11 protein-coding genes and 1 pseudogene are annotated in these 13,973 nt (G+C 39.4%); 5 read left to right on the forward strand and 7 right to left on the reverse strand.

Going from position 1 to position 13,973, the window contains the following annotated elements; all coding sequences use genetic code 11:
• Window positions 1-340, forward strand: a 340-nt coding sequence (locus A3GS_RS13070; RefSeq protein ID WP_026216326.1) for a transposase, incomplete at its 5' end; no start/stop codon positions are given.
• Here A3GS_RS13070 and A3GS_RS0107695 read toward each other — a convergent pair.
• From A3GS_RS0107695 to A3GS_RS0107720, 6 genes are all read right to left on the reverse strand, one after another.
• Window positions 312-1,124, reverse strand: a complete 813-nt coding sequence (locus A3GS_RS0107695) for a transporter substrate-binding domain-containing protein (RefSeq protein ID WP_018364848.1) — start codon at window positions 1,122-1,124, stop codon at window positions 312-314. The genes A3GS_RS13070 and A3GS_RS0107695 overlap by 29 nt on opposite strands.
• Window positions 1,125-1,206: 82 nt before the next feature.
• Complete coding sequence (locus A3GS_RS0107700) at window positions 1,207-2,316, reverse strand: aminotransferase (protein WP_018364849.1); 1,110 nt, start codon at window positions 2,314-2,316, stop codon at window positions 1,207-1,209.
• A gap of 127 nt (window positions 2,317-2,443) precedes the next feature.
• Window positions 2,444-3,271, reverse strand: a complete 828-nt coding sequence (locus A3GS_RS0107705; RefSeq protein ID WP_018364850.1) for a transporter substrate-binding domain-containing protein — start codon at window positions 3,269-3,271, stop codon at window positions 2,444-2,446.
• Window positions 3,272-3,416: 145 nt separating this feature from the next.
• On the reverse strand, window positions 3,417-5,678 hold the full coding sequence (gene glgP / locus A3GS_RS0107710; RefSeq protein WP_018364851.1) for a glycogen/starch/alpha-glucan family phosphorylase: 2,262 nt from the start codon (window positions 5,676-5,678) through the stop codon (window positions 3,417-3,419).
• A gap of 84 nt (window positions 5,679-5,762) precedes the next feature.
• A complete protein-coding gene (gene malQ / locus A3GS_RS0107715) occupies window positions 5,763-7,277 on the reverse strand; it encodes a 4-alpha-glucanotransferase (RefSeq protein WP_018364852.1) in 1,515 nt (504 codons plus the stop codon).
• A 129-nt stretch (window positions 7,278-7,406) separates the two neighbouring features.
• Complete coding sequence (locus tag A3GS_RS0107720; protein ID WP_018364853.1) at window positions 7,407-8,423, reverse strand: LacI family DNA-binding transcriptional regulator; 1,017 nt, start codon at window positions 8,421-8,423, stop codon at window positions 7,407-7,409.
• Window positions 8,424-8,746: 323 nt separating this feature from the next.
• On the opposite strand from A3GS_RS0107720, the gene A3GS_RS0107725 reads away from it, so the two are divergent.
• From A3GS_RS0107725 to A3GS_RS0107740, 4 genes are all read left to right on the forward strand, one after another.
• A complete protein-coding gene (locus A3GS_RS0107725; protein WP_018364854.1) occupies window positions 8,747-9,991 on the forward strand; it encodes an extracellular solute-binding protein in 1,245 nt (414 codons plus the stop codon).
• Between the two features lie 68 nt (window positions 9,992-10,059).
• On the forward strand, window positions 10,060-11,433 hold the full coding sequence (locus A3GS_RS0107730) for a carbohydrate ABC transporter permease (RefSeq protein ID WP_018364855.1): 1,374 nt from the start codon (window positions 10,060-10,062) through the stop codon (window positions 11,431-11,433).
• Complete coding sequence (locus A3GS_RS0107735) at window positions 11,433-12,269, forward strand: sugar ABC transporter permease (protein ID WP_018364856.1); 837 nt, start codon at window positions 11,433-11,435, stop codon at window positions 12,267-12,269. The genes A3GS_RS0107730 and A3GS_RS0107735 overlap by 1 nt, the downstream gene beginning before the upstream one ends.
• Before the next feature lie 20 nt (window positions 12,270-12,289).
• Window positions 12,290-13,426 carry an ABC transporter ATP-binding protein gene (locus A3GS_RS0107740; RefSeq protein ID WP_018364857.1) on the forward strand — a complete coding sequence of 379 codons (1,137 nt, stop codon included), beginning with the start codon at window positions 12,290-12,292 and terminating at the stop codon, window positions 13,424-13,426.
• A gap of 408 nt (window positions 13,427-13,834) precedes the next feature.
• On the opposite strand, the pseudogene A3GS_RS12390 reads toward A3GS_RS0107740, so the two are convergent.
• Window positions 13,835-13,973, reverse strand: a pseudogene (locus A3GS_RS12390) (IS200/IS605 family transposase); the annotation flags it as partial.

Consider the following 13,973-nt stretch of genomic DNA (forward strand, 5'->3'; position numbering starts at 1 on the left):
GAAGCGCAAAGAAACCATTGAACGCCTCTTTGGAACAGCCAAAGAGTACCACAATCTCCGTTATACAAGAGAAAAAGGCAAGTCCAAAATGGAAGATAAGGTTGGACTGACTTTGGCGTGTTTAAATCTCAAAAAATTGGTAAAAATAAGGGCAGGCAAGCTTTTTTATTTTGGACAAATACCCTCTATTTTAGTAAACAGAGGCGATTTAAATTCTATAAACAGAAAAAGACAAACATCAATCGAGATGTTTGTCTTCATTCTGAGAGAATCAGATGATTCTCTTTTTTATCTGTATTATGATACTCATTCTAGTCCACTTGTGAACCAGTCAATTTAGCAGCATCAGAGATATAATCCTTGTACTTGCCTTCTTTTTCTAGCTTTTTGATCACCTTGTCCACTGTCTTCTTGAGTTCACCGCTGTTTTTAGGCATGGCTACCGCTTTGGCATCGCCGTCTCCTGTCTTAAGAGCAAAACTAGCAAGGGCAAGGTCTGAATTTTGAGTTAGGTAACCTTCAGCTACTGGTTTTTCTAAATCAACAGCTTGAACTTGACCTGATTTTAATTCATTAATAGCCTCACCCATAGCTGTCAAAGAAATGATGTTAGACTTAGTCAACTGATCCTTAGAAAGTCCCTCCTCAATAGTTCCCTTTTGAACAGCAACTTTTTTGCCAGACAAACTAGCAACTGATGTATAGGTGTTAACATCCGATACTTTGACCAAGAGTGCATTTTCTGTCTCATAGTAAGGCTTAGAAAAGTCGTAAACTTTAGCACGCGCTTTAGTGTATGACAAACCTGAGATAGCCATATCAGCCTTTCCTGTCTGAAGGCTTGAGAGGACATTGTCAAAGCTCATTGAAGACAATTCCAGTTTAACATTTAATTCTTTAGCAATAGCCTTGGCTAGCTCAATATCAGCACCGACAATAGTATCTTTGCCATTAACCAAAGCCTTAAATTCAAAAGGAGCATAGTCAGGGCTGACGGCTACAACCAATTTTCCTTTTTCTTTAATGGCAGCTTGCGAATCTTTCTTAGAAGATGAGCCACAAGCAGCTAGACTAAAAACAGCAAGAAGCGAAACCGCTCCTAAAAAAATCTTTTTCATTTTCATATTTATTCTCTTTTCTTTTTACTAAAACCTAGTATACGTGTACTTTATTCATTTGTCAATGATATTATGAATAAAAATTCAATCAATTGTGTAAACATTGTGATAAACGTCTCAGACCTTCTTTCAGAATTTCTGTTGAACAGCAATAGCCTATGCGAACATGGCCTTCAATATCAAAACGATTTCCTGGTACCACTAAGACTCCGTAATCCTGCAACAATTTTAGACAGAAGTCTTCTATATCTAGGTTTACCTTTAACTTGACAAATGATGTGGACACATGTACAGGGGCAATCAGCTCTGCCATTTCCTCAGAAGCCACCCATTCCTGCAAAATTGTTAAATTACGAGAGACAATCTTCTGATTACGCTCCAAGATTTTGTCACGGTGATCAAGAGCCAAACTAGCAACCATATCATCAAAAACACCCGCACAAATCATAGTATAGTCGCGATAATCTTTAAGCAGATCAGTCACCTGACGGTTGGCAGCTACCCAGCCGACACGAATACCAGGAAGGGAGTAAGTTTTAGAAAGGCTGTTAACTGAAACGCCCTTGTCGTAGAGATCGGCGATAGCAGGTACTTTCTTATCAGAGAAGGAGTGGTAAACTTCATCCGACAAGATGTAGGCATCACAAGACTTAGCAATCTCAACCAGTTCTTTGAGATAAGGCTCATCCATGACTGCTCCTGTCGGGTTGTTAGCATTGTTGATGCAAATCATCTTGGTTGAGGGTTTAATCAGCTGGCGCAGCTCATCCAAATCTGGCAGCCAATTAAGTTCTTCTCTGATCTGCCAGAAATCAACTTTGGCACCTAACGACCTAGGAATATCATACAGCTGCTGGTAACTGGGGTAAAGGGAAATAACATGGTCTCCTGCTTCCACCAAAGCATATAAAACCAGCATATTAGCACCCGTTGCACCATTGGTTTGTAAAATATTTTCTGGCTTGATATGATCATATAAGCTAGCAGCTGCTTGTTTAAATTGAGGAGAGCCTTCAATCCAACCGTAGTTCAATTTTTTATGGGCTAATTCCTTAAAAAAGGCTTGCGCGTCGGTTCCTGTTAAATCAAATAATTCGTCCAGTGTCAGCGAATCAATAGACACACCTGCAATGTCATAGATGGCGCTTTTTTCGTGAACATTTAGCCACTCTTCTACTCCAAAACGGGGTAATTTCATACTTTTTCCTCATTCTATTGCGATTGTCACCTTTGATAATACTGAATAAAAATAACAAAGTCAACTGTTTTGATAAAACAAAATGAAAAGCCTACTCCTTAAAGTAGACTTTCACCGCCTAATGCGCTTATTCAGATTTTGATGTGCTGTCTGATACAGAGAGATTGTAAGCATCTTGAACAAACTTATCAATGTCACCTGATTTTTTCAGCTTTTTGATAACCTTGTCAATTCTTGCTTTCAGAGCCTTACTTCCTTTTGGCATAGCAACTGCGTAGGCATCTGAATCCCCTGATTTCAATTTGACGTCAGCGACAGCTAAATCATCATTCTTAGCTACATAAGCTGCTGCAATCGGCTTTTCAAAAACTACGGCATCTACTTGGCCGTTTTTGAGTTCGTTAATCATTTCCCCATTTTGCACGAGAGAAACGATTTTAGCTCCCTTCAGTTGTTCTTTTGCTACTGTTTCTTGGATGGTCCCTTTTTGCGTCGCTACTGACAAGTTATTGAAATCACCTGTTGATTTATATTTATCCAGCGCAGCTTTTTTGACGATGACCACATTAACCGACTCATAGTAAGGTGTTGAGAAATCGTAAGCTTTTTGACGTTCCTTGGTTGCAGAAATCCCTGAGATAGCAATGTCAGCTTTTTTAGATTGAAGACTGGCAAGCACATTATTGAAAGACATAGATGAATAGTTGACTTTTACACCCAATTCTTTACCGATGGCCTTGGCAATTTCCACATCTGCCCCAACTATAGTATCTTTTCCGTTGACTAGGGTCTTAAACTCAAAGGGTGCAAATTCTGGGTTCATCGCCACAGTAATGGTGCCTTTATCTTGAATATCCTTAACAGAAGTGTCTTCTTTGGAACCTGTGCCACAAGCAGTTAATAAAAATACTGAGCTAGTAAGAGCTAGACCGCTAAACATTTTCTTGAAATTCATAATCTTTTTCTCTTTTCTTATTTGATATGTATACATTATATTTTATATTTATTCATTTGTCAATACATATTTTTATAAAAATACAAAAACAACCTAGCCTAAGCTAGATTGTTTTAATTAGCTATATTTATTTATGATCGAATCCTTAGTTTGAATGCCAAATATCTTCGTTGTACTGAGCGATGGTGCGGTCAGATGAGAAGAAGCCAGCTTTAGCAATGTTATGGATAACTTTCTTATTCCATGCGTCTTGATCTTCGTAGTCAGCAAGCACTTGCTCTTTGATAGCGATGTATTCTTTCAAGTCAATCAATGTCATAAACCAGTCTTTGTTGATAAGTTCATTGTAAAGACGTTCTAAGCGTTCTTCGTTGCCAAGAGCGACGACTTTATCATTAACGATGAAATCAACTGCTTCTTTGATGTCTGCATCATTTTCATAATAGTCAGCTGAAACATAGCCACCTTTTGCATAGAGATCAATGATGGTGTCAGAATCCTTACCAAATGTGTAGATATTGTCAGCTCCTGCTAGCTCTGCAATTTCCACATTGGCTCCATCCATAGTACCTAAGGTCAAAGCACCATTAAGCATGAATTTCATATTACCTGTACCAGAGGCCTCTTTTGAGGCAAGTGAGATTTGCTCTGAAATATCTGTCGCAGGAATAAGGTGTTCAGCCACTGTTACGTTGTAGTTTTCAACCAAGTGAACATTGAGGTATGGGCTCACTTCAGGATCATTGTTGATGAGCTCTGATAAGCAAAGGATAAGGTGAATAATATCTTGAGCAATCGTATAGGCTGGAGCTGCTTTACCACCAAAGATAACAGTCACTTTGCGTTTTGGAAGATTACCCTTCTTGATATCCAAATATTTATGAATCACATAGAGAGCATTCATTTGTTGGCGCTTGTACTCGTGGAAACGTTTGATTTGGGTATCAATGATAGAATTTTCGTCAAGCTCAATGCCTTTATTCTCCTTGAGGTAACGCTTAAGAGCCAATTTGTTGTGATGTTTTATTTCTGCCAATTTAGCATGGACTGCTGGATCACTAGCAAAAGCATCCAATTTTTCCAATTTAGCAGAGTCTGTCAAATATTCATCGCCAATCAATTCTTTGATATAATCAGCCAAGTCTTGGTTGGCAAATTCAAGCCAGCGACGGAAAGTGATACCATTCGTCTTGTTGTTGAATTTAGCTGGATAGATATCATAGAACTGTTTCAATTCGCTGTTTTTAAGGATTTCGGTGTGAAGAGCCGCAACTCCGTTAACAGATGTTGAGAAATGAATGTCCATATGGGCCATGTGAACACGACCTGATTCATCAATAATTTGAACAGCTGGGTCAGTGTACTTGTCACGGATAAGGGCATCTAATTTTTTAATGATAACAACCAAGTGTGGTACAACTTCATCAAGATAATCAAGAGGCCATTTTTCAAGTGCTTCTGCCAAGATTGTGTGGTTTGTGTAACCAACCATCTTGCTAACGATTGAAACAGCTTCATCAAAGTCAATGCCATGTTTTTCTGTCAAAAGACGGATAAGTTCAGGAATGACCATAGATGGGTGTGTGTCATTGATTTGCACATAAGCGTAGTCAGCCAAGTCATGAAGATTTGAGCCACGTTCAATCGCTTCATCAATCAAGAGCTGCGCTGCATTTGATACCATGAAGTATTGTTGGTAAATGCGGAGCAATTCACCATTTTTATCAGAATCATCTGGGTAAAGGAAAAGTGTCAAGTTCTTTTTGATTTCAGTCTTATCAAATGAAATACCATCATGAATCAAGCCGTAATCAAGACCATCAATATCGAAAAGATTGAGATAGTTTTTAGTGTCTTTTTTGTAACCAAGAACATCGATACGATCCAAACGAGATTTCAAAGTGAAATCTTTGAATGGCACATCATATGAGATGTCTGTTGGAACCAACCAAGAATCATTTTCAATCCAGTAGTTAGCTTCTGCTTCTTGTTGGTTGTTTTTGAAAACTTGCTTGAAAAGTCCGCAGTGGTAGTTTAGACCAACACCTTCACCATTGATTCCAAGGCTAGAGATGGAATCGATGAAACATGATGCCAAACGGCCAAGTCCACCGTTCCCAAGAGATGGTTCTGGTTCAACATCTTCAACTTCTGCAATTGATTTACCAGCAGCAGCCAATTCTTCTTTGATATCTTTGTAAATGCCAAGGTTAATCAAGTTGTTTGACAAAAGTTTACCAATCAAAAATTCTGCTGAGATGTAGTAAACCTTACGTTTTGCAGTGTTTTTAGCTTTAGAAGCAGCAGCTTCCTTAACAAAATCCAACAAAAGATAGTAGATTTCTTCATTGCTAAGACTTGCGAGGTTTTTGTTTTGTGTTTCAAGATAAGTTGTAAATGTAGTCATGAGTTTTCCTTTTTATAAAATATCTATTTTAGTTTATGATAATAACAATAATGTCTTGATGTTTTCTTAAGCGGCAAAATAATATTATTTATCTTGTGCTTTAAATGTATTTTTACGAGCGTAGAGAGAAGTGATTTCCTTCAAGAAAGCCTTACGCTCTGCTGTTAGATCTTCTTTTAGCATACGCCATTGCCAGTTGCCGCCAACTGTATTTGGAATATTCATGCGGCTATCTGCTGGTTTGTCAAGGAGATCCTGCATACAAGTAATAGTAGTCTTACTTACTGTAGCATATAGATTTCTTAACAGGGCTTGCGTGATTGGTTCATCTTTTTGACGACGAATATAAGCATCTGCATAATTTTGCTGCTCTTCTGTCAGATTCTCATACCAGCCATTGATAACCTCATTATCATGAGTTCCTGCATAAGCAACTGTGTCAGCAATATAGTTGTGCGGAATATCAATGCTGCTACCAGTCGTATCGTAGAAGCCAAATTCTAAGATTTTCATGCCTGGGAAGCCTGTATCAGCCAGCAACTTCTCAGCTTTTTCATCAATGTAGCCAAGATTTTCAGCGATGATGGGTAATTCACCCAGGGCATCTTTAACTGCTGCAAAGAGATCGTAGCCTGGACCAGCTTTCCATTCACCATCATTAGCTGTCTCATAATCACCGCGGATTTCCCAATAATCTGAGAAGCCTTTAAAATGATCAATTCGAAGCAGATCATAAAGTTTGATGCCTTCCTGAATGCGGTAAACCCACCAAGCGTAGTTAGTTTTAGCATGGTTTTTCCAATCATAAATTGGATTGCCCCAAATCTGACCGTCATCACTGAAATCATCTGCTGGACAGCCTGCTATACAAGTTGGTTGCCTATTAGCATCCAATTTGAAGAGTTCAGGCATGGTCCAAACTTCCACACTATCCGCAGACACATAAATCGGCATGTCGCCAATGATTTGAATGCCATTCTTATTAGCATAAGCTTTCAAAGCCATCCATTGTTGGTAAAAGAAATACTGCGTCACTTTGTGATAAGTAATAGCATCTCCCAATTGGTCACGATAGGCATCTAAAGCTTTAGCATCGCGCTGGATAGCTGCTTTATCATCCCATTCTTGCAAAGCCTTATTACCAAAGTGCTCTTTAAGTGCCATAAATTCAGCAAAATCATCTAGCCAAGTAGCTTCTTTTTCAAATGCAGCTAATTTTGTTGCAGCTGCTTTATCAGCTAAGAATCCTTTGACTGCTTTTTCCAAGACAGGACGTCTAGCTTCAAAAATCAGTTCGTAGTCGACCTTTTCTGGATCATCGCCAAACTGAACATTAGCGAAATCGGCTTTTTTCAAATAGTTTTCCTTAACGAGTAAATCAAAATCAATAAGATGTGTATTCCCAGCTACTGCTGAAAATGATTGATATGGTGAGTCACCGTAACTTGTTGTTGTCAAAGGCAAGATTTGCCAGTAAGTCTGCTCTGTTTCGACTAAGAAATCAACAAAGTCATAGGCCTCTTGACCAAACGTTCCCACTCCTAATTTTCCTGGAAGTGAAGTAATATGCATTAGTACACCGCTTGCTCTTTTATCCATATTTTTCCTCCTTCAATTGGTTATCTTACAGTGAAAATTATAACGCAAGCGTTTGCGTAAGTCAATCATTTTTTATAAAAAATTCCAATTTTTAACAATTGGAATCTTCTTTTTAGTCAATTTTTTCCTTTACTTCAGCCTTCTAACGCTTTCTCTTTCAACCAAAGTAAAGGGAACAATGATTGTTTCACTTGGCAAAGGAGCAGGGGATTTGATGATTTCAAGCAAGCGACGCAGGCTACTTCTGCCAAGATTAGCCACATTGATATCAAAAGTCGTCAAATAGGGGTGAATTAATTTAGAAAAGGCAGAGTTATTAAAGGTTATTAGAGAAATATCATCAGGTACCTTCAGGTCATAAAAGGACAGGAATTGCATTACCCTGACAGAAACTGTATCACCAATGATAATCAAGGCTGTAGCCTTCTTTTCTTCAATTGTCTCAATCAATTTTTCCAGAACAACTGGATTATGACGGTCAAACAACATAGCCGGTGTCCTGTCTAACTTTAACTTCATCATACCTTTCATATAACCTAGATAACGTTCCTGAGAAATTTCGGACTCCAATTCATCTGTCACAAAAAGAATATTTTTATGGCCTTTTTCATATAAATATTCTACTGCACTTTTAGCCATGAGTTGGTTATCATTATCAATATAAGTGATTTCATTTTCAAAGCCATCCGGCGCTCCAACTATGACAAAAGGCATGTCATTGTCCAGCAGATAGCGCTGGACAGGATCATCTTTTTCCGAATACAAGATGATAAAACCATCCACACGTTTTTGTAGATGCATGAGCTTAACTTGCTCAACTAATTCATCTACGGTCATGTCTGTTGCAATGGAGACGGTAAAATTTTCTTGTTTAGCCTCAGTTGTGATAGTTGACAGGATCTGCATGAAGAAAGGTTCACTCAGTCTATCTGGCGTTAACAAAGGTGGAAAAACAAGTCCCACATTATAGGTCAGACCGCTAGCTAGCATCTGGGCAGCAACATTGGGAACATAGCCTAGATCAGCCATAGCTTTCCTTACCCTATCTTTTGTTTTTTGTGAAATGGATGAATTATCTTTTAGTACGCGACTAACAGTCGATGGATTAACACCTGCTTTTGCAGCAACATCTTTGATTGTAACCATTTGAAACCTCTCTTTCTCTTCTTATTCCTAACTAATAAATGGAAACTTTTCAAATAAAACATGAAAACGCTTTGCCTTTTTACAATTACCATTATACATGATTATCCTAAAAGAGCAATCGATTGCTTAAATATTCTTTGCCATTCTTATTCTTTTAAAGAAAAAATAATTTTTATATTTCAAATAACCTTCCATAAATGCTTCTAAACTAGCGTTTAAAGCATTTAAATTTTTTTATTTTTTTTACAAAAAACGCTTGACAAAAGCTGCAAACGGTTGCATAATGTATTTGTAATTAAAAATATTTCTTGGAGGAAACCATAATGAAAAAGAACACATGGAAAAAATTGCTTGTCAGCACTGCTGTCTTGTCTGCCGCTGGCTTTGCTGTTGCGGCTACTCAACCAACTACAGTAGAAGCAGCTTCTAAGACTACTGTCAAGCTTTGGGTACCAACTGACTCAAAAGATTCGTACAAAGAAATCGTTAAGAACTTTGAAAAAGAAAACAAGGGTGTCAAAGTCAAAATGATTGAATCAAATGACTCAAAGGCACAGGAAAATGTTAAGAAAGACCCAAGCAAGGCAGCCGATGTTTTCTCTCTTCCACATGACCAACTCGGTCAATTAGTTGAATCTGGAGTTGTCCAAGAAATTCCAGAAAAATATGCCAAAGAAATTGCTGATAACGATACTGAGCAATCAGTCGCAGGTGCACAATACAAAGGTAAAACTTACGCATTCCCATTCGGTATTGAGTCACAAGTTCTCTTCTACAACAAATCTAAATTGTCTGAAGAAGATGTTAAATCTTATGAAACAATCACAAGCAAGGCAACATTTGGTGCAACTTTCAAAGCAATGAATGCTTACTCAACTGCTCCACTATTCCTTTCTGTAGGAGACACACTCTTTGGTAAAACAGGTGAAGATGTCAAAGGTACCAACTGGGGCAATGAAGCTGGGGTATCTGTTCTTCAATGGATTGCCGATCAAAAGAAAAATAAAGGTTTCGTTAACTTGACTGCTGAAAATGCCATGTCTAAATTTGGTGACGGATCTGTTGCAGCACTTGAAAGTGGACCTTGGGATTACGCCGCTGCTAAAAAAGCTGTAGGCGAAAATAATATTGGTGTCGCTGTTTACCCAACTATCACTATTGGCGGAAAATCAGTTCAACAAAAAGCCTTCCTCGGTGTTAAACTTTATGCCGTTAACCAAGCCCCTGCTGGTTCAAATACAAAACGTATCGCAGCAAGCTACAAATTGGCAGCCTACCTGACAAATGCAGATAGTCAAAAAACACAATTTGAAACACGCTCAATCGTGCCAGCTAACAAAGAAATCCAATCTTCTGATGCTGTCCAATCAGATCAATTAGCTAAGGCAGTCATCACAATGGGAAGTTCAGATACCTACACAACTGTCATGCCAAAACTTAGCCAAATGTCAGTATTCTGGACTGAAAGTGCCGCTATCTTGAGCGATACATACAATGGAAAAATAAAACCAAGCAATTACCTAGACCGACTTAAACAATTTGACAAGGATATTGCTGCTGCAAAATAATGCAATTATGAGTGGTGAGGATTGCATTTCCTCACTACTTTTCTTGTATTTTACAAAGGGGGACCAATATGAAAAAACAAACCGTCTCATCTGATGGTACCATGTCAATGAAAGATACCTTCCAAAAAGGAGGAATTGACACCAAACTTTCTTTCGTTATCATGGGATTTGCTAATTTGGCTAACAAACAAATCACCAAAGGCTTGCTTTTCCTAATCAGTGAAATTCTCTTCCTGATCGCTTTTGTCAATCAAGTCATTCCGGCTTTTCATGGCTTAATCACACTAGGAACTAAGCAACAAGGCCTTACAACTAAGACCGTTGACGGTATCAAGGTTCAAGTCGCAACACAAGGGGACAATTCCATGCTCCTGCTCATTTTCGGCTTGGCATCTATTATCTTTTGCCTTGTTTTTGCCTATATCTATTGGTGTAATTTAAAAAGTGCTCGCCATCTTTTAGAATTAAAAGAACAAGGCAAGCCTATTCCGAACTTCAAGGAAGATTTCAAGACACTGACTGATGGGCGTTTCCACATGACTTTGATGAGTATTCCAATGATTGGTGTACTACTCTTCACCATCCTACCTCTCGTCTATATGGTATCGCTAGCCTTCACAAACTACGATCACAATCATTTACCTCCAAAGAGTCTCTTTGACTGGGTTGGTTTTACTAACTTTGGTAATGTCCTCAGCGGACGTATGGCAGGAACCTTCTTCCCCGTCCTCTCTTGGACTTTGATTTGGGCAGTTTTCGCAACAGTTACCAACTTCTTCTTCGGTATCGTTTTGGCGCTTTTGATTAATACTAAGGGTCTGAAACTGAAAAAGATGTGGCGTACCATTTTCGTTATCACAATGGCGGTGCCACAATTCATTTCACTCCTCATCATGCGTAATCTGCTCAGTGACGCTGGACCAGTCAACGCCCTTCTCGCCAAATGGGGTTGGATTTCTGCTAGTCACCCGCTACCATTCTTATCAGACCCAATCTGGGCTAAGTTCTCCATCATCTTTGTCAATATGTGGGTTGGTATCCCAGTTACCATGCTGGTTGCAACGGGGATCATCATGAACCTGCCTCAAGAACAAATTGAAGCCGCTGAAATTGATGGCGCAAGTAAATTTCAAATTTTCCAATCCATCACTTTCCCGCAAATCTTGTTGATCATGACACCAACCTTGATTCAACAATTTATCGGAAACATCAACAACTTCAATGTGATCTTCCTCCTTACTGGTGGTGGTCCTACTAACTCTAACTACTACCAAGCTGGTTCAACTGACCTTTTGGTAACCTGGCTCTACAACTTGACTGTTACAGCAGCTGACTACAACTTGGCATCCGTTATCGGTATCCTTATCTTTGTACTTTCTGCTGTCTTTAGCCTCTTGGCTTATACAAGAACCAACTCTTACAAGGAAGGAGTGGCTAAATAATGAACAAGAAAAAACGTCTCAATCTAACTTTTGTCTACATTTTGTTAGTTGTTCTCTCTATCATCTGGCTTTTCCCAATTGTTTGGGTTGTCTTGACTAGCTTTCGTGGTGAAGGAACAGCCTATGTGTCCTACTTTATCCCTAAAACATGGACTTTCGCCAACTACGCCAAGCTCTTCACCCAGAATACTTTCCCATTTGGGCGCTGGTTCATGAATACTTTTATCGTAGCTATCTTCTCATGTATCATCTCTACCTTTATCACGGTAGCCATGGCCTACTCACTCAGCCGCATCAAATTCAAACACCGTAACGGTTTCTTGAAGCTAGCCTTGGTTTTGAATATGTTCCCTGGTTTCATGTCAATGATTGCTGTTTACTACATTCTTAAAGCCCTAAATCTTGACCAAACTTTGACAGCTCTTGTCCTTGTTTACTCATCAGGTGCAGCACTTGGATTCTACATTGCCAAAGGTTTCTTTGATACCATTCCGTACTCACTTGACGAATCTGCTATGATTGATGGGGCGACTCGTAAAGACATCTTCTTCAAGATTACCTTGCCTCTCTCAAAACCAATCATCGTCTATACTGCCTTGATGGCTTTCATCTCACCTTGGATGGACTTCATCTTTGCTAAAGTGATCCTTGGAGATGCGACAAGTAAATACACCGTTGCGATTGGACTCTTCTCTATGTTGCAACAAGATACTATCAACGAATGGTTCATGTCATTTACTGCTGGGTCTGTTATCATTGCCATTCCAATCACATTGCTCTTCATGTTCATGCAAAAATACTATGTGGAAGGAATCACTGGCGGTTCTGTTAAATAAGATTAGTAAGGAAAGATATTATGACAACTTTAAATCTCGAACATATTTACAAAAAATACCCAAATGCAACCCACTATGCTGTTGAAGATTTCAATCTAGACATCAAAGACAAAGAATTTATCGTTTTTGTTGGTCCTTCTGGATGTGGTAAGTCAACAACCCTCCGTATGGTGGCAGGTCTAGAAGACATCACTGAAGGGCAACTAAAAATTGATGGCGAAGTAGTCAACGACAAATCGCCTAAAGACCGCGACATTGCCATGGTTTTTCAAAACTACGCCCTCTACCCTCACATGACAGTTTATGATAATATGGCCTTCGGTCTTAAACTTCGTAAATTCAGCAAAGATGAAATTGACAAACGTGTCCGCGAAGCTGCTGCCAGCCTCGGTCTGACCGAATTCTTAGAACGCAAACCAGCTGACCTGTCTGGTGGACAACGCCAACGTGTTGCTATGGGACGTGCCATTGTCCGTGACGCTAAAGTCTTCCTCATGGACGAACCTTTGTCAAACTTGGATGCCAAACTGCGTGTATCAATGCGTGCTGAAATTGCTAAAATCACTCGTAAGATTGGAGCGACAACAATTTACGTTACCCACGACCAAACCGAAGCCATGACCTTAGCTGACCGCATTGTCATCATGAGCTCAACCAAGAACCCTGACGGTTCGGGAACAATTGGCCGTATTGAACAAATTGGTACGCCTCAAGAACTCTACAATGAACCAGCCAACAAGTTTGTTGCAGGCTTCATCGGTAGTCCAGCCATGAACTTCTTTGAAGTGACTGTTGAAAAAGAAGCCCTCATCAATGAAGATGGTCTTGATCTTGCCCTTCCTGCTGGCCAAGCCAAAATTTTGGAAGAAAAAGGCTACCTTGGCAAGAAAGTTATCTTTGGTATCCGTCCAGAAGACATTTCAAGCAAGAATATTGTTCATGAAGCTTATCCAAATGCCAATGTTACTGCTGAAGTCGTTGTTTCTGAACTTCTAGGTGCTGAAACAATGCTTTACCTCAAATTAGGCAACAGCGAATTTGCTTCACGCGTTGATGCTCGCGACTTCCACAACCCAGGCGAAAAAGTAACCTTGACTTTCAATGTTGCCAAAGGCCACTTCTTTGACTTAGAAACAGAAAAACGCATCACTAAATAAGTTATCATAATATGATAAGACACAAAAAAGTCCCTCACGGGACTTTTTTTGCATACAATATTTGCAGCGATGATAAAAAAAGTCAATTGCCAGCCTCCAGACAACTGATGGCAGTCAAAAAATTCAGTTGTCGAGGTTATACTTTAAAGAGCTACCCACGATGATTTTGGGACTACTCTAAAAAGTAGAGCTTTTACCGCAGTATTGATACCACTCAACCAAGATCGTCATACTACTGCTATCACGCTCTCCGCTGCCTCTAGTCATCAAGTCAAAACCACCCGTGTAAACGGGTGGCTTGTACACCGGCTATAAGCCGTTAAACTCCAGCGGCGTCTAAAGACGCTCGCTGAACATACGTTCAGGTTATGCTTTGATTACTTGACTAATGCCCGTAACAACGGGCTTTTATCGTGTTCTAAAGCCTCCATNCGAGAATGGATCTTCATATTCTTTTACACTTAATTTATCGAGTGCGATGTCGTCTTTCTCTTGCTCACGTATGTATTTCGCAACAGTTTTCTCGTTTAATCCAACCGTACTAACG

Origin of the sequence: Streptococcus caballi DSM 19004 (genome assembly GCF_000379985.1) — a bacterium.
In the GTDB taxonomy this organism is placed as follows: Bacteria; Bacillota; Bacilli; order Lactobacillales; family Streptococcaceae; genus Streptococcus; species Streptococcus caballi.